The sequence below is a fragment of the Nocardia sp. NPDC050435 genome (assembly GCF_040655395.1).
Lineage (GTDB): Bacteria > Actinomycetota > Actinomycetes > Mycobacteriales > Mycobacteriaceae > Nocardia.
On record NZ_JBFAJW010000019.1, the window covers coordinates 83769 to 104196 of the forward strand.

The following is a 20428-nucleotide window of genomic DNA, read 5'->3' on the forward strand; positions in this document are numbered from 1 at the left end:
TGCCGGGTTTCAACCCGGCGTTTCTCGCGTTCACGGCCATTGACAATCGGCGCGGCTCAGACGGTATACCGACACCGGCGCTGTGAAGTTGCCGGACGGGCGCGAGTTGTCGGTGGCGTGCGGCACTATCGGGTCCCATGACCGCACCGATGCTTTTCGCACTGTTGCTGGTATTCGCCGCCGGAGTCGGACTGGGCTGGCTGGGCCACACCGCCCACGCGGGTCAGCGGGCCGCGGCCGCCGAGGCCAGACTGGCCGCGGCCAACGACAACGAGCGCCTGCTGCGCCAATCCCTGACCGCCGCGAACGAGGATGCGGCGCGCAGGCATTCACACGCCATCGGCGCCATGGTGGAGCCGCTGCGGGAGGCGGTCGGCGCGCTCGATCAGCACATCCAGCAGGTCGAACACAACCGCATCAACGCCTATTCCGGCCTGCGCGAACAGGTCGCGGGCATGCAGCGCACCTCGCATCAGCTCACCAGCCAGACCAGCCAGCTGGTGGCGGCGCTGCGGGCGCCGCAGATCCGGGGCCGCTGGGGCGAGATCCAGCTGGAACGGGTGGTGGAGCTGGCCGGCATGACCAGGCACTGCGATTTCGACACCCAGGTCAGCCGCGCGGCCCGCGGCGACGGCAGCGCCGACCGCACCGGCACCGTGCGCCCGGATCTGGTGGTGCGGCTGGCGGGCGGCAGGCACATCGTGGTCGACGCCAAGGTGCCCTGCAACGCCTACCTCGACGCCAGCATGGTCGACGACCCGGACGAGCGCGCCGACCATCTGCAACGGCACGCCAAACACCTGCGGGCGCACGTCGATCAGCTGGCCGACAAGGCCTACTGGGCCGCCTTCGATCCGTCGCCGGAGTTCGTGGTGCTGTTCGTCCCGGGCGATCCGTTCCTGGACGCCGCGCTCACCACCGACTCGGGCTTGCTGGAATACGCGTTCGGCCGCAATGTCATCCTGGCAACTCCGACGACGCTGATCGCGCTGCTGCGCACGGTGGCCTTCAGCTGGCGGCAAGAGGCGCTGTCCCGAGATATGGCAAAGATTCAGCAATTGGGTCGCGAGCTCTACGCCCGGCTCGGAATGACCGGCCGGCACCTGGACCGGCTCGGCTCCCAGCTGTCGAAAGCCGTGGATGCCTTCAACTACACGGTCGCCTCGGTCGAGTCGAGGGTGATGGTGACGGCGCGCAAACTGCACGACCTGGAGATAGCCGAGCAGGAGGTGCCCGCCATCGCCCGGGTGGATTCCTGGCCGCGCGCGGTCGGCTTCGCCGATGCTGACGATTAGCCCGTAACCGGTGTCGCGCCGTGCCATAACACCGTACGGCGCGCCGACGGTTAGGGTTCATCTTGTGGCTGCTTCCCAACGTGCGCGTTCCCGGGTGCCCGCGCCGCAACGTTCGATCCTGCCGTCGGTACCGGGTATCCCGGCCGGCGCAGCCGTCCTGATTGCGGTTGCCTGCGCGTTCCTCGGGTTCCTGATCGATGCCAACGGCGATATGAGCGAACTGACGGGCACGTTCGCCACGCTCTACGTCATCGGCTGCGTCATCGCCGTGCTCGTCGTTCGCTACCGCGGACTGTTCAGCACGATGGTGCTGCCGCCGCTGCTGATGTTCGTCGCGGTGCCGCTGGCGTATCAGCAGCTGTCCGGGAGCACCTCCGCCGGCCTCAAGGATCTGCTGCTCAACCTCGCCGTTCCGCTGATCTACCGCTTCCCGACGATGCTGCTGGCCACCGCGCTGGTGCTACTGATCGGCGGCGCGCGCATCTATCTGTTCCGGCGCGAGCAGAACGCCGAGAACGCCGCGGAGGCCCGGCGCGGTTCCAGCTGGGGACGCACCGCCACCACCGGCCGAACGCGCACCCGCGACGGGCTCTCCGACAGCGCCAAGCGCCGGTCCAGGCGCGGCGCTTCGGACCTGGACGACGACCTGGACATGGATCTCACCGACCAGAAGACCGACAAGTACCCGCCGCCCCGCGTGGGCGGCGGCAAGCGCGCGCCCCGCGACGGCGCGGACGCGCCGCGCGCGGGCAAGTCGGGCCGCACCCGCGAGGGGCGCTCGGGCCGCACCGGCCGCTCGGCCACCCCGCGCAGCGACAATCCCTCGCTGCCCCGGCCGAATGTCCGCTACCGCGAGCGCGATACGGGCCGCACCGAGCGACGGAAGCCGGAGAACCTCTAGCGGTTCAGTTGCGCGCGGCGCGCAGTTCGCGGGGCAACGAGAAGACCAGCGTCTCGTTGGCGGTGGTCACCGGCTGCACCTCGCCGAAGCCGTGCTCGGCCAGCAGCTCCAGCACACCCTGCACCAGGATCTCCGGCACCGAGGCACCCGAGGTGATGCCGATGGTGCCGACGCCCGCGAGCCAGGCCGGATCCACCTCCTTGGCGTAATCCACCAGGTAGGAGGCCTTCGCGCCGGCGTTGAGCGCGACCTCGACCAGACGCACCGAGTTCGAGGAGTTGCGCGAGCCGACCACGATCACCAGATCGCACTCCGGCGCCATCGCCTTCACCGCGACCTGACGGTTCTGGGTGGCGTAGCAGATGTCGTCGCTCGGCGGATCCTGCAATCCGGGGAAACGCTCGCGCAGCCGCTTCACCGTCTCCATGGTCTCGTCGACGCTGAGCGTGGTCTGGGAGAGCCAGATGACCTTGGACTCGTCCCGCACGGTGACCTTGTCGACCGCGTCGGGGCCGTCCACCAGCTGCACGTGCTCGGGGGCCTCGCCGGCGGTACCCTCGACCTCCTCGTGGCCCTCGTGGCCGATGAGCAGGATGTCGTAATCGTCGCGCGCGAAGCGCTTGGCCTCCTGGTGCACCTTCGTCACCAGCGGGCAGGTGGCGTCGATGGTGTGCAGGCTGCGCTCGGCGGCCGTCTGGTGCACCATCGGCGAGACGCCGTGCGCGGAGAACACGACGACCTGGCCCTCGGGCACCTCGTCGGTCTCGTCGACGAAGACGACGCCGCGATCCCGCAGGGTCTCCACCACGTGGCGGTTGTGCACGATCTCCTTGCGTACATAGATGGGGGCGCCGTGCTTTTCGAGCGCCTTCTCCACCGTCTCGACGGCCCGGTCCACACCCGCGCAGTAGCCGCGCGGCTCCGCGAGTAGGACACGCTTTCCCCCCTCGGCATCGGCTGATCCGGCACCCGCCGAGCGGGCGATTCCGAGGTTCAAAGGTATGGCCGAAGACATGCCCCACAGCTTACTGGCGTAGACCGACTGCTACCCGGTCGGATGAGCGGGCATGACGTGGGTCACCCCGGGGATGGCAGCGTAGCGGGGCGGGTAAAAATAGTGTCTGTGACAGTAAGTCTTTGCATCACCGACCGGATCGGGCAGGCTAGAACTATGTTCCGACCTCCATTCCTGGCCCGGGTAGCCGCCGGCGCCGCCGTATACGCCCTCGAAGAAACCCGTCGGTTACCCACGACGGCAATGAATTTCCCGATCACCGCGATCAGCCAGCTGCTGCAGACCACCATGCATCTGCAGCAGTTCGTGACCAGCCTCGCCCTCAAGGGCGACGCCGTGTTCGACCGGCTGGGCAACGGTGCCGTGGAGCAGCCGGAGTGGGCCACCTTCGACGAAGATCTGCCCGTCGAGCAATTCCCCGGCAGCACGCCGCCGGTGGCCGGCCGGACCAGCAGCTTCGATCTCTACACCGACGGCGAGCCGGCGGAATCCGCGACCAACGGCCGGGTCACCGCGGTGACGACCATCACGGTGCCCGAATCCGACCGCTCGGAGCCGGAATCCGAGCCGGAACCGGCGCCCGTCACCGAGGCCGAGCCGGAGCCCGCGGAGGTCGCCGAACCCGAGGTCGCCACCCGCTACGACTACGCCGGCATGACGCTGGCCCAGCTGCGCGCCCGCCTGCGCATGCTGACCCTCGACGATCTCTCCGCCCTGCTGGACTACGAGCAGCGGACTCGCGCCCGCGCGCCCTTCGTCACCATGCTGACGAACCGGATCGCCACCGTTCAGGCTCAGTGACGCAGCCTTCGCCGAGGGTTGGCCGGTAGCGCTGTCTCGCTACGGGACCGGCCAACCCCCGCCTCCGGTTTCTGTCCGGGGCGACGCGTATACCTGTCTGCATGACCGAAGCCACCCCGGCCGCCGCCCCCGCGAATTCCGCCGAGGCGCCCATGCCGGTGCGCTCGGTGTCGATGAAGGTCTCGCAGTGGATCGATCGGCTCGGCAGCATCTGGGTCGAAGGCCAGATCACCCAGATCAATCTGCGCCCCGGCACCCGCACCGCGTTCCTGGTGCTGCGTGACCCGTCGGTCGACATGTCGCTCTCGGTGACCTGCGATCCCGACCTGATCCGCAAATCCGCCGTGCCGCTGCAGGAGGGCACGCGCGTCGTCGTCTACGGCAAGCTGTCCTTCTTCACCGGCCGCGGCACGATCTCGTTGCGGGTGCTCGAGATTCGGCCGGTCGGCGTGGGCGATCTGCTGGCGCGCATCGAGCGGTTGAAGGCGCTGCTCGCCGCCGAGGGCCTGTTCGATCCGCGCCTCAAGCGCCCGCTGCCGTTCCTGCCCAGGACCGTCGGCCTGATCACCGGCCGGGCCAGCGCCGCCGAGCGCGATGTCCTGTCGGTGGCCCAGAACCGCTGGCCCGCAGTGCATTTCGAGGTCCGCAACGCCGCGACCCAGGGGCCGCTGGCGGTGCCGCAGATCCTCGAGGCACTGCGCGAGCTGGACCGCGACCCGGCGGTCGAGGTGATCGTGCTGGCGCGCGGCGGGGGCAGCGTCGAGGATCTGCTGGCCTTCTCCGACGAAACCCTGTGCCGCGCCATCGTGGCCGCCACCACCCCGATCGTCAGCGCGATCGGGCACGAGCCGGACAACCCGCTCAGCGATTTCGTCGCCGACGTGCGCGCCGCCACCCCGACCGACGCCGCCAAACGCGTAGTCCCCGACGCCGCGGCGGAATTGGCGGGCGTGCGGGATATGCGTGCCCGCTCGGCCGCCGCCCTGCGCGGCTGGGTGGAGCGCGAGACGCGTGCGCTGACGCAGCTGCGGTCGCGGCCGGTACTGGCCGATCCCCTGCGCGAAATCGACCGGCGCACCGAGGAGGTCGAACGGCTGCGCGCGGCCGCGCGCCGATGCGTGGAGCAGTTGATCCGCACCGAGTCCACCGCCGCGCGGCACCTGCGCGAGAAGCTGACCGCCGTGGGCCCCGCCGCGACCCTGTCGCGTGGCTACGCTGTCGTGCAACGGGTGTCCGGGACCGAGCGGCACGTCGTGCGCAGCATCGAGGACGCGCCCGCGGGCAGTCAGCTGCGCGTCCGCGTCGCCGATGGCGCGATCTCCGCCGCCGCGCTGGGCACCCAGGCCCTGGGCGCCCGCACCACCACCGCTACCGAGAGGGAATGACCGTGGCCGAACCCGACACCGCCACCGAGGCCGCCGAGATCGCGTCCTTCGGCTACGAACGCGCCCGCGACGAACTGGTGAACGTCGTGAAGATGCTGGAGCAGGGCGGAATGGACCTGGACGAGTCGCTGGCCCTGTGGGAGCGCGGGGAGGCGCTGGCGAACCGCTGCGAGGAGCACCTCGCCGGGGCGCGCCAGCGCGTGGAGAACGCGATCTCGCGTTCCGAGGCCGCCGAAGAGGCCTAGCGGGCGACTCGTCAGAGCGTGCAGTTGGGCTGCGCGGAACTGTCCACCGAGCCGCCCTTCAGCATCTTCAGCAGCAGGCACAGCGCGTTCGCGGCAGCCGAGCCGGACGCGGAGCCGCTGTCGGCGACGGCCGCCGGCGTCGGCGCGGCTCCGGCCGCGGCCGCGGGGATGAGCAGAGCCGCACAGGTGGCGGTAACAGCGACGAGCTTTTTCATACGGCGTTCCTCTGATCGAAAACCCCACCCCGAAAGCAGTATTCGGCGGTCGATCGAGGCACGCACGACCCGATATGTCGGGGCGCTGGAACTACCGGCCCGGCAGCGGCTGCGCGGCGGTGACGGCCTGCGCCAGGGTCTTGAAGGCGCCCTCGTTGCCCGCGCCCTTGACCAGCACCCGGGACTTGCCCAGGTCGGCGATCCAGGCGGTTTCCTCGGTGGGCTCGGCGTAGACCGTCCACTGCTGGTCGCCGACCTGCTGGGTGCCGCTGGCGTAGCGCGAACCGAGCACGAACCGGGCCAGCGCCTCCTCGGTGGCGTCGGTCTGGGTCAGCTGCATGTAGGTGCCCTGATGCGTGATGTAACCCACAGTGCTGACCGCGCCGCCGCCCGCGCCGCTGATGTCGGCGCGGCTGCCGGAATTGGGGGTCCAGTCCGCCGGGACGCTCGGATTCCGGATCGGGAAGGACAGGGTCCGGGCGTCGGAGGTGAGGGCGGCCTTGACGTCGAAATGCGGGATCTCACCTTGGGTCGGGCCGTTGGCGGCGAAGCTGCACTGGCTGGCCGCGCCGGCGAAGACCACCACGATCAGCACCAACGGGATCAGGGAGAGGAACAGATCCTTGTAGTTGAGCAGAATGCGTGGCTTTTGGTAGGACACGGACCCAGTATCCACTCCGGCGGGCCCCGCCCGGACCAGGGGTGGCACGAGGGCTGCCCACGGAATGAGACAATCGTCCGGTACGCACAACCGAGGGAGGCACCCCGCCATGACGGCATCTTCGCCCACTAGCCGCCGCGAGGCACCGGACCGCAACCTTGCGCTCGAGCTGGTCCGCGTGACCGAGGCCGGGGCGATGGCCGCGGGCCGCTGGGTCGGCCGCGGTGACAAGGAGGGTGGCGACGGCGCCGCCGTCGACGCCATGCGGCAGCTGGTCGCGACCGTGTCCATGCGTGGCATCGTGGTGATCGGCGAGGGCGAGAAGGACGAAGCGCCCATGCTGTACAACGGCGAACTGGTGGGCGACGGCACCGGCCCCGAGCTGGACTTCGCGGTCGATCCGATCGACGGCACCACCCTGATGTCCAAGGGTTCGCCGGGCGCGATCGCCGTGCTCGCGGTCGCCGAGCGGGGCGCCATGTTCGACCCGTCGGCCGTGTTCTACATGGAGAAGATCGCCGTCGGCCCCGACGCCGCCGATGTCATCGACCTGAGCGCGCCGATCGCGGAGAACCTGCGCCGGGTCGCCAAGGCCAAGAACTCCTCGGTCTCCGACCTGACGGTGTGCATCCTGGACCGGCCGCGGCACGAGCGCCACATCAACGAGGTGCGCGCCGCGGGCGCCCGCATCCGCCTGATCTCCGACGGTGACGTGGCCGGCGCCATCGCCACCGCACGCCCGGACTCCGGCGTCGACATGCTGATCGGCATCGGCGGCACCCCCGAGGGCATCATCGCCGCGGCCGCCATGCGCTGCATGGGCGGCGCACTGCAGGCCCGCCTGGCGCCCACCGACGACGCCGAGCGCGACAAGGCGATCGCCGCGGGCCACGATCTGGACCGCATCCTGTCCACCGAGGACCTGGTCTCGGGTGAGAACGTCTTCTTCTGCGCCACCGGCGTCACCGACGGCGACCTGCTGCGCGGTGTGCGCTACTTCGGCGGCGGCGCCTCGACGCAGTCCATCGTGATGCGTTCGAAGTCCGGCACCGTCCGCCTGATCGACTCCTACCACCGTCTGACCAAGCTGCGCGAGTACAGCTCGGTCGATTTCGACGGCGACGAGGACGCGAACCCGCCGCTACCCTGACCGCTCCCGGTCCACTCGCCCGAAGACGCGCAGGCTCGATGCCTGCGCGTCTTCCGCGTTTCCGGCCGAAAATCGCTGGCCCTCCCCCGCAACCGCGCGATACGTTTCGCCGCGGCACAACGAAGGAGGACCAATGACGCTGAATCGCAAGGGTTCCCGGCTCATCACGATCGACGGCACCGATTACCGCTGGGCGGTGCGCCGCAAGCCCACCTACGACCAGGCGCTCGGCGGACCGATGCGGTTCGCCGTCGAACTCGCGGATCGGCCCGGTCCGGTGCTGGTGGTGACGACGGACCGCCCGCGCCCGGACAACTGGATGAATCTGCCGACCGAGCCGATCCGGGCGGGTGAGGTCGAGGCGGGCGTGCGCAAGGCCCTCGCCGCGGGGTTCGACTTCACGGCTCAGCCGGATCGACGGGCACGCGGGGCACGGCGGGCAAGCTGACGCTGAACCCGGCTTGTGCGCGGCGCACATCAGGCAAGCCACAATCGAATCGCCCAGCGCGCCGCGTCCCGCAGGCTGACGCCAAGGTCCGCGCGCGGGCACTGTGCCACCAGGCGGGCTGACACCGAATCGCCCCGCACCGGGCCTCTGTCGGGCAAGCTGACACCGAATCGCCTCGCAAAGGGCCTCTGTCGGGCAGCTGACATCGAATCGCCTCGCAACGGGCCTCTGTCGGGCAGCTGACATCGAATCGGCCCACACCGGCCTCTGTCGGGCAAGCTGACACCGAATCGCCTCGCACCGGTCCTCTGTCGGGCAAGCTGATCGGGCGGGCACGCGCAACGTTTGCCCCGCGGGCACGTCGCCGATGCTCGGGCTGATCGGATCGGCAAGGCGGGGCGCGTGGGCCCACCGCGGACAAACCAGGAGAACTCGTGCCCCTGGAGCTCGAATTATGTGCGGCACTGGAGCTTTCGTGCCGAGAGGCAGGTGCGGCCGGGCAGCCGGAGATCCTCGCCGATCGCAGCGATGCGGCGGTGGTGCGCGTCGGCGGTTTCGTTGCGAAAGCTCATCCACTCGACACGGACGAGGCGGCTTTGCGGGCACGGCTCCAGCTCGCTTGCCATCCGTTGCTGCGCGATATCCTCGCCGAGCCGCACACCGGGCAGGTAGTCCTCCATCGCGCGAATCGACTGATCACGGTGTGGCCGTTCGGCGAAACCGTCGATCCGGACGACCCCGACGGCGCGCCGTGGGAGGCGGCCGCGACACTGCTGGCCCAGCTGCACGGGCTGCCACTCACGTCGCACGCGAACCAGGCTGCGCGACCGGCGAATTCGTCACGCACCGCGAATCGTCGACGTACCGTGCCAGGATCGATCACACATCAGCAGCCCGGCAGCGAGAGAGCGCGCACGACAGCCCGGACACACGAGCCGGGAACGACAGGCACATCGGGCGCGTCGACCGTGAAGCACGCAGCGGATTCTGGTGCCAAGAGGCCGGGAGCTGATCCGCCACAACTGATCACGCGGACCGATACAGCAGGCGCTGAAACAGACGTGATCGACGCCGGGACGGAACGGAAGCCATTCGACGCCCATGCCGCTTCCGTTCCAGTCGCGGCGCTGCCCGCAGCGGGCGGCCCCGCGCGAGTACGGCGTGCGATGCGGCGGCTGGCCCGGGCGACCGACATGGAAGGCGCTGCCGCAGAGGCGATCGATACGACCGCCGCGGCCGTGGTGCGCCGGGCATTCGCGGGTCTCCCGGCATCCGTGACCGAAGGAACCTTCGAGACCGGCAGGCAGCCTGCTGCGGAAGTCCCCCATCCACGTCTGAATCATCTCGTACACGGCGACTTTCATCTCGGCCAGTTGGTCCGACTGCCGATGGCGCACGAAAATCCTTGGCGGCTGGTCGATATCGATGATCTCGGGTACGGCGATCCGGCTTGGGATCTGGCGCGCCCGGCCGCCTTCTATCTGGCCGGTGTGCTCGATCCCTCGGCGTGGGAGCGCTTCCTGAACGCCTACCGGCACGCGGGCGGCCCGGCGGTCCCGGAGCACGGAGATCCCTGGGCCGCCTTGGAGATTCCCGCGCGCGCCGTGGTCATCCAAGCGGCGGCACTGGCGGTCGCCGCCGCCGCGCTCGCCGGACGAGCCCTCGACGACATCGATCGCGCGCTGGTGGACACCTGTCACCGGATCGCCGGCATCTCCTGATCGCCGCCCTGGACGGTCCGGTAAGGCGTACCGTCGGCTTATGCAGTGTCCGAAATGTCATGGCGTGATGCAGACCTACAACCGCAGTGGGGTGCACATCGAGCAGTGCGGCAACTGCCGGGGGATCTTCCTGGATTACGGCGAGCTGGAAAATCTGACCCGGCTGGAATCGGGCTACGGCACGCCGCCGCCGCCCGCGAGCGCCCCGCCGGTGTGGGGCGCGCCGCAGCAGCAGCACTACGGTCACGGCCACGGGTACGGCCACCACGGCAAGCACAAGGGCTTCGGGAAGATGCTGTTCTCCTCCTGACGGGTATTCCCGCCGCCGGATGTGCGAATGACCTCAGGCGTGGCAGCCCCAAGGGTCCCGCCGCGGGCATAGGGTCGATTCCATGACCGAGGAATCGCAGCAGTTCCGTGTCGAGCACGACACCATGGGGGAAGTCCAGGTCCCGGTGCACGCCCTGTGGCGGGCGCAGACCCAGCGCGCCGTGGACAACTTCCCGATCAGCGGCCGCGGCCTGGAACGCGCCCAGATCCGTGCGCTCGGACTGCTGAAGGCCGCGTGCGCCACGGTGAACCGCGATCTGGGGCTGCTCGACAAGGACAAGGCCGACGCCATCGTCGCGGCCGCCGCGGAGATCGCCGCGGGCGCGCACGACGACCAGTTCCCGATCGATGTGTTCCAGACCGGCTCCGGCACCAGCTCGAACATGAACACGAACGAGGTGATCGCCTCGCTCGCGAAGGCCGCCGGCGTGGCGGTGCACCCGAACGACGACGTGAACATGTCGCAGTCCTCCAACGACACCTTCCCCACCGCGACGCATCTGGCCGCGACCGAGGCCGTGATCACCGATCTGGTGCCGGCGCTGGAGCATCTGCGGCTGGCGCTGCTGGACAAGTCCCAGCAGTGGCGCACCGTGGTGAAATCCGGCCGCACCCACCTGATGGACGCGGTGCCGGTCACCCTGGGCCAGGAGTTCGGCGGCTACACCCGCCAGATCGCGGCGGGCATGGAGCGCGCCATGGCGACGCTGCCCCGCCTCGGCGAGCTCCCGATCGGCGGCACCGCGGTCGGCACCGGGCTCAACGCCCCGGCCGGTTTCGGCGCGAAAGTCGTTGCGGAACTGGTGAAGTCGACCGGGATCGACGCCCTCACCGAGGCACAGGACCATTTCGAGGCGCAGGCCGCGCGCGACGGCCTGGTGGAGCTCTCCGGCGCGCTGCGCACCATCGCGGTCAGCCTCACCAAGATCGCCAACGACATCCGCTGGATGGGTTCGGGCCCGCTCACCGGCCTGGGCGAATTGCAGCTGCCGGATCTGCAGCCGGGCAGCTCGATCATGCCGGGCAAGGTGAATCCGGTCCTGCCCGAGGCGGTGACGCAGGTGGCCGCGCAGGTGATCGGCAACGACGCGGCGGTCGCGTTCGCGGGCGCCGGCGGCGCGTTCGAGCTCAACGTCTACATCCCGGTGATGGCGCGCAATGTGCTGGAGTCGATCCGGCTGCTGGCCAACGTCTCGCGGCTGTTCGCCGACAAGTGCGTGGCCGGGCTGGTCGCGAACGAGGAGCGGTTGCGCACGCTGGCCGAGTCCTCCCCGTCCATCGTGACGCCGCTGAATTCGGCGATCGGTTACGAGGAGGCCGCCGCGGTGGCCAAGCAGGCGCTGAAGGAGCAGAAGACGATCCGGCAGACGGTCATCGATCGCGGGCTGATCGGCGAGAAGCTGTCCGAGGAAGAGCTGGATCGCCGGCTGGACGTGCTCTCGATGGCGAAGGTCGAGGACGAATAGCGTTGCGCACACGAATTCCCCCGTCGGTGTCAACCTTCGGGGGAATTCGTTTATCCGGGGTTTATCAGACGCCCCAGAAGTCCCGGAACCAGCCGAAAACGTCGACGCCCTTGTCCAGGAACCAGCTAAAGATATCGAGCACCATGGTCTTCACCTTTCTTGCGTCGCCGCGGAATGCAGCGTTATTCAGCTAATCGGCGGCAACTTATGCCGCGTTTCACAAATCCGCAAGAAAGGTGAAAAAGGCGTTTCAGGCGTGCGCCGGATCCCGCAGGTGCGCCAATTCGGCCCGGGCCTGCTCGCCCGCCTCGCCCAGATCGCTCCGGTCGAAGACGTTCCACTGCCGCAGCAGCGGCCCGAAGACGAGTTCCGGCTCGCGCGCCGGATCGTAGATCCCGGCCTCGGCCAGCACCTCGTCACTGCTGCGCCCGTCCGGCAGCGCGACCGAGGGCACCGCGAATCCGGCCACCCGGTCGGCGATGGCGCGCATCGCCTGGTCCGGCGCGTGCTCGAACGCCGCGCCGACGAGATGGGCGAAGAACGCCGCCTGCAATTCGTCGTCGACCGCGATCCGCTCGGCCATCGCGGTGACCATCGGATTCTCCTGCAGTGCCGCGATATTGCGATGCCGCACGGCCGACGCCGCTTCTTCGAACGCACAATTCGCGAGCACGTCCAGCAAATGCAGCGCGGGACGGCGGAACCCATTCGTCATATGCGCCATACGCAGCCGTTCCAATTCGATCGGATCGACCGCGCGCGTCACCATCAAGTAATTGCGCAGCATGATTTCGTGCCGATTCTCCTCGGCGGTCCACCGGCCCACCCAGCGCCACCACGGCCCGATGCGCAGGTACTTGCCGATCTCCCGGTGATACGAGGGGAGGTTGTCGGCGATCAGCACGCTCACCGTCAGGGCCAGCTTGGCGACCTCACCGAGCTCGGATTGCTCCGGCTCCCAGTCGATTCCGCCGAGGAAACCGAAATTGCGGCCGTCGTCGAACGGCACGTAGTCGTGGGGCTGCCAGCCGTCGGCGCGCTCGATGTGCCGGTGGAGTTCGAGCTCCACCTCGCCGGAGAGGGCTTCGAGCAGCTCGCGGTCGGTCAAGTGATTCTGCACCAGCACAACCTAGTCGGTGCGCAAGGCGTATGGGGAGCCGAGCGCGAGAAAGCGCCCGGGACCGTGCGATCCCGGGCGCTCGCTACTACTTGGGCGTGACGGTGATCTGCCCGTCCTTCCAGGTGATGGTGCCGCCGGTGAAGGTGGATTCCTTGCCGCCGGGGATGTCCTGCTCGTCGCTCGTCGGGTAGCCCAGCTTGCCGTTGGCGCCGCCGTTGGCCTCCCAGGCCTTGCGGATCTCACCCCAGACGATGTGCGGGTCGCCGTCCTCGGCGGAGTAGATGGTGCCGCCGGCGAAGTCCTGGTACTTGCCGCCGTTCGGGCCGTTCTCCTCCGGCTCCAGCGGCAGGCCGAGCGGACTGGCCGAACCGCCGATCTCGACGTACTTCTCGTAGATGTCACCGGAGATGGTGACCTCCTGGCCGCCCTGGGTGGCGATCCTGGTCTGCTCGGCCTCGGCCGTGGCGGTGGCGCTGCCGGAGGGCGAAGCGGCGGTCGACGAGGGGTTGTCCAGCACGGAGGTCACCGCCCCCTTGGCCTTGTCGACATTCTCTTTTGCCTCGTCTTTGCTGCAGCCGGCGGCCAGCAGCAGGGCCGCGGCGGCGAGCACCGCCGCGTATGGAGCCGTTCGTCGAGCGAAGTGGTTCATGTCCATCCTCTCGAAAGGGCAACCGGGGGTTCAGCAATGATCCGGCGAACCCCGGAAAGGGCCACCGGATCATGCCGAACAGCTATTGCCGCGGGATATTACCCGCTCGATGTGAGATGAAACACACTCTGCTCGATTGCTGCTACCGGGCTACGCGCTCGGGCCGTACTCCTCCAGCATCTCGGTGACCAGCGCGGCGATCGGCGACCGCTCGCTGCGCGTGAGGGTGATGTGCGCGAACAGCGGATGCCCCTTCAGCTTCTCGATCACGGCCGCGACACCGTCGTGCCGGCCGACTCGCAGGTTGTCGCGCTGCGCGACGTCGTGGGTGAGCACCACCCGCGAGCCCGTGCCCAGCCGGCTGAGCACCGTGAGCAGCACATTGCGCTCCAGGGACTGCGCCTCGTCCACGATCACGAACGAATCGTGCAGCGAGCGGCCGCGGATGTGGGTGAGCGGAAGCACCTCGAGCATGTCGCGAGAGAGCACCTCCTCGAGCACCTCGCGGCTGGCCAGCCCGTCGAGCGTGTCGAAGACGGCCTGCGCCCAGGGCCCCATCTTCTCGCTCTCGGAACCGGGCAGGTAGCCGAGATCCTGGCCGCCGACCGCGTAGAGCGGACGGAAGACCACCACCTTGCGCTGCGTGCGGCGTTCCAGCACCGCCTCCAGACCGGCGGTCAGCGCGAGCGCCGATTTACCGGTGCCGGCCCGGCCGCCGAGCGAGACGATGCCGATGCTCTCGTCCAGCAGCAGATCCAGCGCGATCCGCTGTTCGGCGGAGCGCCCGTGCAGTCCGAAGGCCTCCCGTTCCCGGACCAGCTGCACCCGTTTGTCCGGGGTGACCCGGCCCAGCGCGCTCGAACTCGTGCCGAGCAGCCGGATGCCGGTGTGACACGGCAACTCCCGGGCCTCGTCCAAGTCGATCACGGAATCGGCGTAGAGCTGGTCGACCTGTTCTTTGGCCACATCGATTTCGACCATGCCGGCCCAGCCGGAGGTCACCACGTCCTGTGCGTGATATTCGTCGGCGTGCAAGCCCACCGCGCTGGCTTTGACGCGCAACGGAATGTCTTTCGACACCAGCACCACCGCACGGCCCTCGGCCGCGAGATTGAGCGCACAGGCGAGGATGCGGGAATCGTTGGTGTCGGTGCGGAATCCGACGGGCAGGACCGCGGGGTCGGTGTGGTTGAGTTCCACCTGCAGCGTTCCGCCCTCGGTGCCGATCGGCACCTGCTCATCCAACCGGCCGTACTGCAGCCGGAGATCATCCAGGTTGCGCAGGGCTTCCCGCGCGAACCAGCCCAGTTCGTGATGGTGCCGTTTGCCTTCGAGTTCGCTGATGACGACCAGCGGGAGCACCACGTCGTTGTCGCCGAACCTGGTGAATGCCCAGGGATCCGACAGCAGGACCGAGGTGTCGATGACAAAGGTTTTCTGGGAGAGCGAAGGGCGAGCCCCCTTGGTGTCTGTAGGGACAGCGGCGGATTTCCCGGAGGATTTCGCCGAGGGAGCGGAAACGGAGCGTGCAGCAGTCACGGTGGGCTCCTTTGTGTCCGTGCGGCACCCGCGCGCGGACGATCTCGCTGGACCGGCCGGTCCTGATGGCATTCGACTCGCGTCAACTGCCAAGAGGGCCGGGCGCCGGCCCTCTCGCACTGAATTTCTCAGTCACGGTCAGGACCTCCCGTACGAGCCACACCGACGCGGCTCGCACCATCGACGCTACCGCCGACCACCCGGTCTGCGCTCGGGGAAGCGAAGGCGTGTCCGTGAATCTTTCGTTAACCGATACGGGACTGGAAGCTAGAGTCGGTTTCATGGCCGGAAACGAGGATCTGGAGAACCTGTCGTCCAAGGAACTGCACGACGAGGCGGTGAAGCTGGCGGTACGCCACGGCGACGTGAAGTTCCTCTGGCAGCTGGTGAAGCGGATCCCGGCCGCCGAGGCCGAGACCGGCGACCAGGGCGAAGCCGAGGTGGATGTCAACAACACCGCCGCCCTGCTGCACGACTACGTGCACGCCGGCGAGGGCGAACTCGCCGAGCAGCTGCGGCCGTTCTACCTGGAGTACCTGCGCACGCATTCCTGATCCGCCGGTCGCCCCGCCCGGGCAGCTCCAGACCGCCGCCCGGGCGGCGGCGCGCCAGCACGCGAACAGCGACCGGCGGTCAGCGGCTGAGCAGCTTCGCGGACGCCGCGCGCCAGAGCCCGACCGCGACGCCGCGGAAGAAGTTCTCGAAACTGAAGTGATCGTGCCAGAGCACGATTCGGCCGTCGCGCAGCTCGAAGGTGCCCGTCACCCAGAACCCGACGGTCAGCGGGCCGGCGCGCAGGTAGTCGGTGCGGTCGGTGAGCACGATGTCGCCGTCGGCGGCGATGTGGTGGATCTCGACCCCGAACCCGAACGCCTCGCGATCCAGGCCGCGCAGCACGGCGCCGACCCGGCGCAGGCCGCGGACATCGGGCAGCGAGGTGTTCTTCCAGACGATGTCGGGATGCAGCAGTTCCAGCGCCTCGTCGACGGCGCTGAGCTCCAGCGCGGTGAAGAACTCCCGCACCGTAGTGATCGCGTCCTGGGTGAGTTCGAGTTCCTCGGCCATGCTGCGAGCCTAGGCCGCGGGCGGTGCGGCCGCTATCCCGTGCGCGCGGCGACGAGGACGGCCAAGCCGTCCAGGATGCGTTCGATGCCGAAGTGCAGGGCGTCGCCCGCGTTGTCGGCGAACGGCGACGCCCCGGTCGTGGCCGCCTCCTCGACGAACGCGGCGCGAACCTCGGGATAGCTGTCACCGGCGGCGGCCATCATGTCGGCGAATTGCTGGGCGACCTGCTCGGCCGGCTGCGCACCCGTCGCGGCGCGGGACTGCTGGGCGAGGCTGCGCACGTGCCCGTTGATCAGCACCACGGTGTCCAGGCGCTCGGGGCCGGTCAGCCCGGTGCCGGACAGGGCGGCCAAAGCCACCTCGAGCCAGGCCATCTCGTTCGGGCCCATCGGGCGCACGCCGACCGCCAGCTCCAGCGACCAGGGGTGCGCGCGATAGCGCCCGAAGATCGTCATCGCCCATTGCCGTAACGCCGCCTGCCACGAGGCGCGCTGCCCCGGTTCCGGTTCCGGCGGAGCGCCCAGGGCGGCGTCGAGCATGAGCGCGGTGAGCTGCTCCTTGCCCGGGACATAGCGGTACAGCGACATCTTGGTGTAGCCGAGGCGCTCGGCCAGGCGCTGCATGGACAGGCTGGCCAGCCCCTCGGCGTCGGCCAGCGCGATCGCCTCGTCGACGATTCCGGCCAGGGTGAGCGCTGGTTTGGGACCGCGCTTGGGCCGCTGCCGGGTGCCCCACAGCAGCTCGACGGTGGTCGGTGACGGCATCGGCCGATCCTCTCAGAATCCGCTTGACGATTAATTGTGTCTACCATACTCTAATTCGTGTCCACCGGAAACAGATTCCCTCGGACACAGATTTCGATCCAGGAGAAACCATGCGCAACCAGTCCGTTCTCATCTCCGGTGCGTCCGTCGCCGGCCCGGCCCTGGCCTACTGGCTGGACCGATACGGGTTCGACGTCACCGTCGTCGAGCGCGCCCCGGAACTGCGCCCCGGCGGCCAGGCCGTCGACTTCAAGGGCGCCACCCACCGCACCGTGCTGGAGCGGATGGGCATCTGGGCCGAGATCCAGGCGCACCGCACCGGCACCACCGACACCGTCTTCGTCGACGCGGAGGGCCGGCGGGTGGGGTTCATGTCCGGCGATTTCACCGGCGGCGACGTCGAGATCCTGCGCGGCGATCTGGCCCGGATCATGTACAAGAAGACCCTCGGCTCCTGCGAATATCGCTTCGGCGATTCGATCACCGCGCTCACCGAGACCGCCGCGGGCGTCCACGTCGAATTCGCGTCGGGCGCGGCGGGCACCTTCGATCTGGTCTTCGGCGCCGACGGAATCCACTCGCGGGTGCGGCGGCTGGCGTTCGGGCCGGAGGCGCAGTTCGTCGCGCACCTGGGCCACTACTACTGCGTCGCGGGCGCGAGCCCGTGGCAGGCCGAGCAGACCGGGCCGCGCGAGCGCGTCACCGCCTACGGCTTCAACGCGCCCGGTCGGCTGGCCGTCAGCGGCGGCGCGAAAGCACAGCAGCTGTACATGTTCGCCGCGCCCGAACTCGATTACGACCGCGACGACATCGCCGCGCAACGCCGGCTCGTCGCGGAGCGGTACGCCGGGCTGGGCTGGGAAGTGCCGCGAATGCTGACCGAGATGGCCGAATTCGACGACTTCTACCTGGATTCGCTGAGCCAGGTCCGGATGCGCGCGACCGGATACATCAGGGGCCGGGTGGCGCTGGTCGGCGACTCCGCCTACGGAAACACCCTGGGCGGCTTCGGCACCGGGCTCGCGGTGGTCGGCGCGTACGTGCTCGCCGGGGAACTGGCGCTGGCGGCCGGTGACCACCGGGCCGCGTTCGCGCGCTACGACGAGATCATGCGCCGCTACGCCAAGATCGCCGGGAACGCCAACGCGGGGAAATTCCTCGCGCCGCGGACCGCGCGCGGGATCAAGCTGCGCAACTGGTTCCTCGGCAGCCGGATGTGGGCGCTGATGGCGAAGTTCGGGGACAACGCCGCCAACGACATCGATCTCCTGGACTACCCGGCGCTGGTCCGGGGGCGGTGATCGTTCGCGCGCTCGCCAGCGTCCGCCGGTTGTGTTTCGATGGAACCGGAAGGCGGTGGGATGCGTCTATATGGTCGAACGGCTCACATCCGCCACCGGGCACCACCAGGGAGCGATCCATGAGACCTACCGACGGCAGGGCGATCACCAATCCTGAGAACGCGCAGAACTTTTCGCACGCCGAGATCAAACAGGCCGCCGACCAGATGAATCCGGCGGGGCTGGACGCGGCGTTCGCGGCCTGGTCGGCGATCGCGACCGCGGTGACCAGGGCGGGCGAGGAGTTCGAAACCGCGATCCAGAAGGCCGTCGATCAGCGCTGGGAGGGTGCCGCGGCGGCGGCGGCGGTGCGCGGCATCCGCGAGTACGCCACCCGGGTGGGCGAGCTCGGCGAGTCCCTGGCCCAGCAGTCCACGCCGCTCTCGGCGGCGGCGAGCGCGGCGACGAAGTTCAAGGCCGCGATCCCCGCGGTGTCCGACAGCTCCGCGAACTCCACCGAACCCGCCGCGCGCAACTCCCAGGAGGAGCAGGCCCGCGACGACATGTACACCTACTACATCCAGCCCTACGTCGCGACGGCCCCGGAGATTCCGACGCTGCCGGAGCCGGTGAGTCCCGCCACCGTGCCCGGTAACGGCGTCACACCGGTACCCGGCACCGGGGTCACGCCCGTGCCGAATTCCCCTGGCACGCAACCCGGTACCGAGAACGGCACGCCGAGCCCGGCCCAGCCCGCCGACACGGCGACCCCGGCCGAGGCGGGCACGCCCGCGCCGAGCACCCCGGCCGAGTCGCAGCAGCCCGAGGAGAACGGCCAACCGGCCGAACCGGGCGATCCGGCCGAGAACGGCGCGCCGGGAACCGAGCAGCCGGCGGCCAACGCACCGGCGAGCACAGCGCCGCAATCGCTTTCGCACAGTCCGGGTACGTCCACTTTCCCCTCCGGCGCGTTTACGCCACAGTCGTCCACGGCACCGCAGTCCGCGAGCCTGCCCGCCGCCGCGGCCCCCGCCGCTCCGGTCGCGACACCGCAGTCCGTGGTGGCGCCGAACGCCCCGGCCGCGAGCAATCCGGCCGCGAACCCGGCCAATCCATTACGGCCCGGCACGTCGGTGCCCGCGCAACCCGCGGCGCAGAACGCCCCGGTCGCGCCCGCTCCCGCCGGTAGCCGGGTCGCCGTGCCCGGCTCCGCCGGATACGCCGGGATGATGCCGCCGCGCGGTCACGCCCGCGGCGAGGAGGACGGCGAGCACAAGGCGGCCAAATACCTTCGCAGCAAAGAGAATTCGAAGAAATTGCTCGGCGAGACCGAGAAGACCGTCCCACCCGCGCTCGGAGCCGACTGATGCCGCAGCCCCCGCTCCCCCAGTGGACGCTCACCGCCGAACAGTTCGCCGCCGCCTGGTTCGGCACCGGGCTGGACCGGCTGCCGTTCCCGTTCCGGTTCACCAGCCGCTTTCCCGGATTGCACGAATACCAGGACTATCAGCGGCGTTTCCGGCGGGAGCTGGACGCCGACGAGCACCTGCATCTCAAGCGCGCACTGCGCGTGCTCGGCCAACCGGATTGGCGCATCGAACTGTCCGGGCTGGACCACCGCCGGCGCGGGGCCGTCACGGAGATGCGGGCCATCGGCTGCGCCAGCCGCAGCGGCACCGGCGTCATCGCCATGCAGAACCCGGGCCCGGACGGCGGCAAGGTGCGCCTGCGCCGCTGCCGCAGCGACCATCTCGCCACCGAACTCGTCCGGCTGCTGCCCGACCCGCCCGCGGGCACCGCGGCCGAAAGAAGCTACCTGCTGGGCGATCTCGAAGACGACCCGACCGACCCGTTCGGCCAGGATTCCGAAGCCCGCGCGGACTACCGCCGGTTCTGGCGCCAATCCTGCACTACCCGGGGCACATTGGCGGTGTTGCTCGGCCCGCGCAACGCGGAGCCGCTGCGTACCGGCAAACTGCGCTGGATCGATACCGCCGAGGGGCGCTACGCCGAGACACCGGCCAACCGCGCACTGATGATCCGGCCCGCCACCAGCGCGACCATCACCCGCTACCTGGACGAGGCGATCATCCGCGGCCGGGCCCGGGCGGGGGCGTAGGCGCGTACTCGGCGCGTACTCGGCGCGTCGGCCTTACTCCCTCGGCTCCTGAAAGCAAGCGTCCCCGCCCATTTCGCACATGGACGGGGACGAGGCAGGCGTTCGGAACTCAGCCGAGCAGGCGCCAGTCCTCCAGACCGTCGTACAACGGGACGCTCTGGGCGAGTTTGGTGACCCGGGCGCGCTGGGTCTCCACGTCGCCCCCGGCCAGGGTGGCGGCGATGATGTCGGCGACCTCGGTGAACTCGGCGTCGCCGAA

At 69.4% G+C, this 20428-nt stretch carries 22 protein-coding genes and 1 pseudogene; 14 read left to right on the plus strand and 9 right to left on the minus strand.

Translation table 11 applies throughout. The features are described from left to right. Positions 1-137: 137 nt before the first annotated feature. Together AB0I43_RS39350 and AB0I43_RS39355 are read left to right on the plus strand one after the other, a co-directional pair. Positions 138-1295: a DNA recombination protein RmuC gene (locus AB0I43_RS39350; RefSeq protein WP_357433902.1), complete on the plus strand. Its 1158-nt coding sequence runs from the start codon at positions 138-140 to the stop codon at positions 1293-1295. 64 nt (positions 1296-1359) lie between these two features. Further along, positions 1360-2196: a DUF6542 domain-containing protein gene (locus AB0I43_RS39355; RefSeq protein ID WP_357433904.1), complete on the plus strand. Its 837-nt coding sequence runs from the start codon at positions 1360-1362 to the stop codon at positions 2194-2196. A 4-nt stretch (positions 2197-2200) separates the two neighbouring features. On the opposite strand, the gene AB0I43_RS39360 is transcribed toward AB0I43_RS39355, so the two are convergent. Continuing rightward, positions 2201-3211, minus strand: a complete 1011-nt coding sequence (locus AB0I43_RS39360) for a 4-hydroxy-3-methylbut-2-enyl diphosphate reductase (RefSeq protein ID WP_356980522.1) — start codon at positions 3209-3211, stop codon at positions 2201-2203. Between the two features lie 156 nt (positions 3212-3367). Here AB0I43_RS39360 and AB0I43_RS39365 point away from each other — a divergent pair, with 156 nt between their 5' ends. From AB0I43_RS39365 to AB0I43_RS39375, 3 genes are all read left to right on the plus strand, one after another. Then, a complete protein-coding gene (locus AB0I43_RS39365; RefSeq protein WP_357433906.1) occupies positions 3368-4012 on the plus strand; it encodes a lipid droplet-associated protein in 645 nt (214 codons plus the stop codon). 101 nt (positions 4013-4113) lie between these two features. Further along, the gene (xseA, locus tag AB0I43_RS39370) at positions 4114-5397 is read left to right on the plus strand and encodes an exodeoxyribonuclease VII large subunit (protein ID WP_357433908.1); all 1284 of its coding nucleotides are present in this window, start codon (positions 4114-4116) and stop codon (positions 5395-5397) included. After that, the gene (locus AB0I43_RS39375; protein ID WP_357433910.1) at positions 5394-5642 is read left to right on the plus strand and encodes an exodeoxyribonuclease VII small subunit; all 249 of its coding nucleotides are present in this window, start codon (positions 5394-5396) and stop codon (positions 5640-5642) included. Before xseA ends, AB0I43_RS39375 begins: the two co-directional genes overlap by 4 nt. An 11-nt stretch (positions 5643-5653) precedes the next feature. On the opposite strand, the gene AB0I43_RS39380 is transcribed toward AB0I43_RS39375, so the two are convergent. Both AB0I43_RS39380 and AB0I43_RS39385 read right to left on the minus strand, forming a co-directional pair. Further along, on the minus strand, positions 5654-5857 hold the full coding sequence (locus AB0I43_RS39380; protein WP_357433912.1) for a hypothetical protein: 204 nt from the start codon (positions 5855-5857) through the stop codon (positions 5654-5656). 91 nt (positions 5858-5948) lie between these two features. Beyond that, positions 5949-6518, minus strand: a complete 570-nt coding sequence (locus AB0I43_RS39385; RefSeq protein WP_356980528.1) for a DUF4245 domain-containing protein — start codon at positions 6516-6518, stop codon at positions 5949-5951. A 109-nt stretch (positions 6519-6627) separates the two neighbouring features. On the opposite strand from AB0I43_RS39385, the gene glpX reads away from it, so the two are divergent. The 5 genes from glpX to AB0I43_RS39410 all read left to right on the plus strand — a co-directional run bounded on the left by glpX (position 6628) and on the right by AB0I43_RS39410 (position 11633). Beyond that, positions 6628-7668, plus strand: a complete 1041-nt coding sequence (glpX, locus tag AB0I43_RS39390) for a class II fructose-bisphosphatase (RefSeq protein ID WP_356980529.1) — start codon at positions 6628-6630, stop codon at positions 7666-7668. Positions 7669-7801: 133 nt separating this feature from the next. Next, positions 7802-8116 (plus strand): hypothetical protein, encoded by a 315-nt coding sequence (locus AB0I43_RS39395; protein WP_357433914.1) that lies wholly within the window; start codon positions 7802-7804, stop codon positions 8114-8116. Positions 8117-8550: 434 nt separating this feature from the next. Further along, a complete protein-coding gene (locus AB0I43_RS39400; protein WP_357433915.1) occupies positions 8551-9837 on the plus strand; it encodes a phosphotransferase in 1287 nt (428 codons plus the stop codon). Between the two features lie 40 nt (positions 9838-9877). Continuing rightward, entirely contained in the window at positions 9878-10147 is a 270-nt protein-coding gene (locus AB0I43_RS39405; RefSeq protein ID WP_357433918.1) for a zf-TFIIB domain-containing protein, read from the plus strand. A gap of 82 nt (positions 10148-10229) precedes the next feature. After that, a complete protein-coding gene (locus AB0I43_RS39410) occupies positions 10230-11633 on the plus strand; it encodes a class II fumarate hydratase (RefSeq protein ID WP_357433920.1) in 1404 nt (467 codons plus the stop codon). A 250-nt stretch (positions 11634-11883) separates the two neighbouring features. Here the strand turns inward: AB0I43_RS39410 and AB0I43_RS39415 are convergent, their stop codons facing one another. The 3 genes from AB0I43_RS39415 to AB0I43_RS39425 form a co-directional block, all read right to left on the minus strand. After that, positions 11884-12753 (minus strand): acyl-ACP desaturase, encoded by an 870-nt coding sequence (locus AB0I43_RS39415; RefSeq protein ID WP_357433922.1) that lies wholly within the window; start codon positions 12751-12753, stop codon positions 11884-11886. A gap of 85 nt (positions 12754-12838) precedes the next feature. Beyond that, positions 12839-13402, minus strand: a complete 564-nt coding sequence (locus AB0I43_RS39420; protein WP_357433924.1) for an esterase — start codon at positions 13400-13402, stop codon at positions 12839-12841. A gap of 150 nt (positions 13403-13552) precedes the next feature. Continuing rightward, positions 13553-14941 carry a PhoH family protein gene (locus tag AB0I43_RS39425; protein ID WP_356980536.1) on the minus strand — a complete coding sequence of 463 codons (1389 nt, stop codon included), beginning with the start codon at positions 14939-14941 and terminating at the stop codon, positions 13553-13555. A gap of 281 nt (positions 14942-15222) precedes the next feature. Here AB0I43_RS39425 and AB0I43_RS39430 point away from each other — a divergent pair, with 281 nt between their 5' ends. Then, positions 15223-15495: a hypothetical protein gene (locus AB0I43_RS39430; protein ID WP_357433926.1), complete on the plus strand. Its 273-nt coding sequence runs from the start codon at positions 15223-15225 to the stop codon at positions 15493-15495. A gap of 79 nt (positions 15496-15574) precedes the next feature. On the opposite strand, the gene AB0I43_RS39435 is transcribed toward AB0I43_RS39430, so the two are convergent. Continuing rightward, positions 15575-16006 carry a limonene-1,2-epoxide hydrolase family protein gene (locus AB0I43_RS39435; protein ID WP_356980538.1) on the minus strand — a complete coding sequence of 144 codons (432 nt, stop codon included), beginning with the start codon at positions 16004-16006 and terminating at the stop codon, positions 15575-15577. A 32-nt stretch (positions 16007-16038) separates the two neighbouring features. Beyond that, positions 16039-16770: a TetR/AcrR family transcriptional regulator gene (locus AB0I43_RS39440; protein ID WP_357433928.1), complete on the minus strand. Its 732-nt coding sequence runs from the start codon at positions 16768-16770 to the stop codon at positions 16039-16041. A 110-nt stretch (positions 16771-16880) separates the two neighbouring features. Here AB0I43_RS39440 and AB0I43_RS39445 point away from each other — a divergent pair, with 110 nt between their 5' ends. The 3 genes from AB0I43_RS39445 to AB0I43_RS39455 all read left to right on the plus strand — a co-directional run bounded on the left by AB0I43_RS39445 (position 16881) and on the right by AB0I43_RS39455 (position 20169). After that, positions 16881-18071, plus strand: a complete 1191-nt coding sequence (locus tag AB0I43_RS39445; RefSeq protein WP_357433930.1) for an FAD-dependent monooxygenase — start codon at positions 16881-16883, stop codon at positions 18069-18071. A 119-nt stretch (positions 18072-18190) separates the two neighbouring features. Continuing rightward, on the plus strand, positions 18191-19417 hold the full coding sequence (locus AB0I43_RS39450; RefSeq protein ID WP_357433932.1) for a hypothetical protein: 1227 nt from the start codon (positions 18191-18193) through the stop codon (positions 19415-19417). Continuing rightward, positions 19417-20169, plus strand: a complete 753-nt coding sequence (locus tag AB0I43_RS39455) for an ESX secretion-associated protein EspG (RefSeq protein WP_357433934.1) — start codon at positions 19417-19419, stop codon at positions 20167-20169. Before AB0I43_RS39450 ends, AB0I43_RS39455 begins: the two co-directional genes overlap by 1 nt. Before the next feature lie 109 nt (positions 20170-20278). Here the strand turns inward: AB0I43_RS39455 and AB0I43_RS39460 are convergent. Then, a pseudogene (locus tag AB0I43_RS39460) lies at positions 20279-20428 on the minus strand (serine hydroxymethyltransferase); the annotation flags it as partial.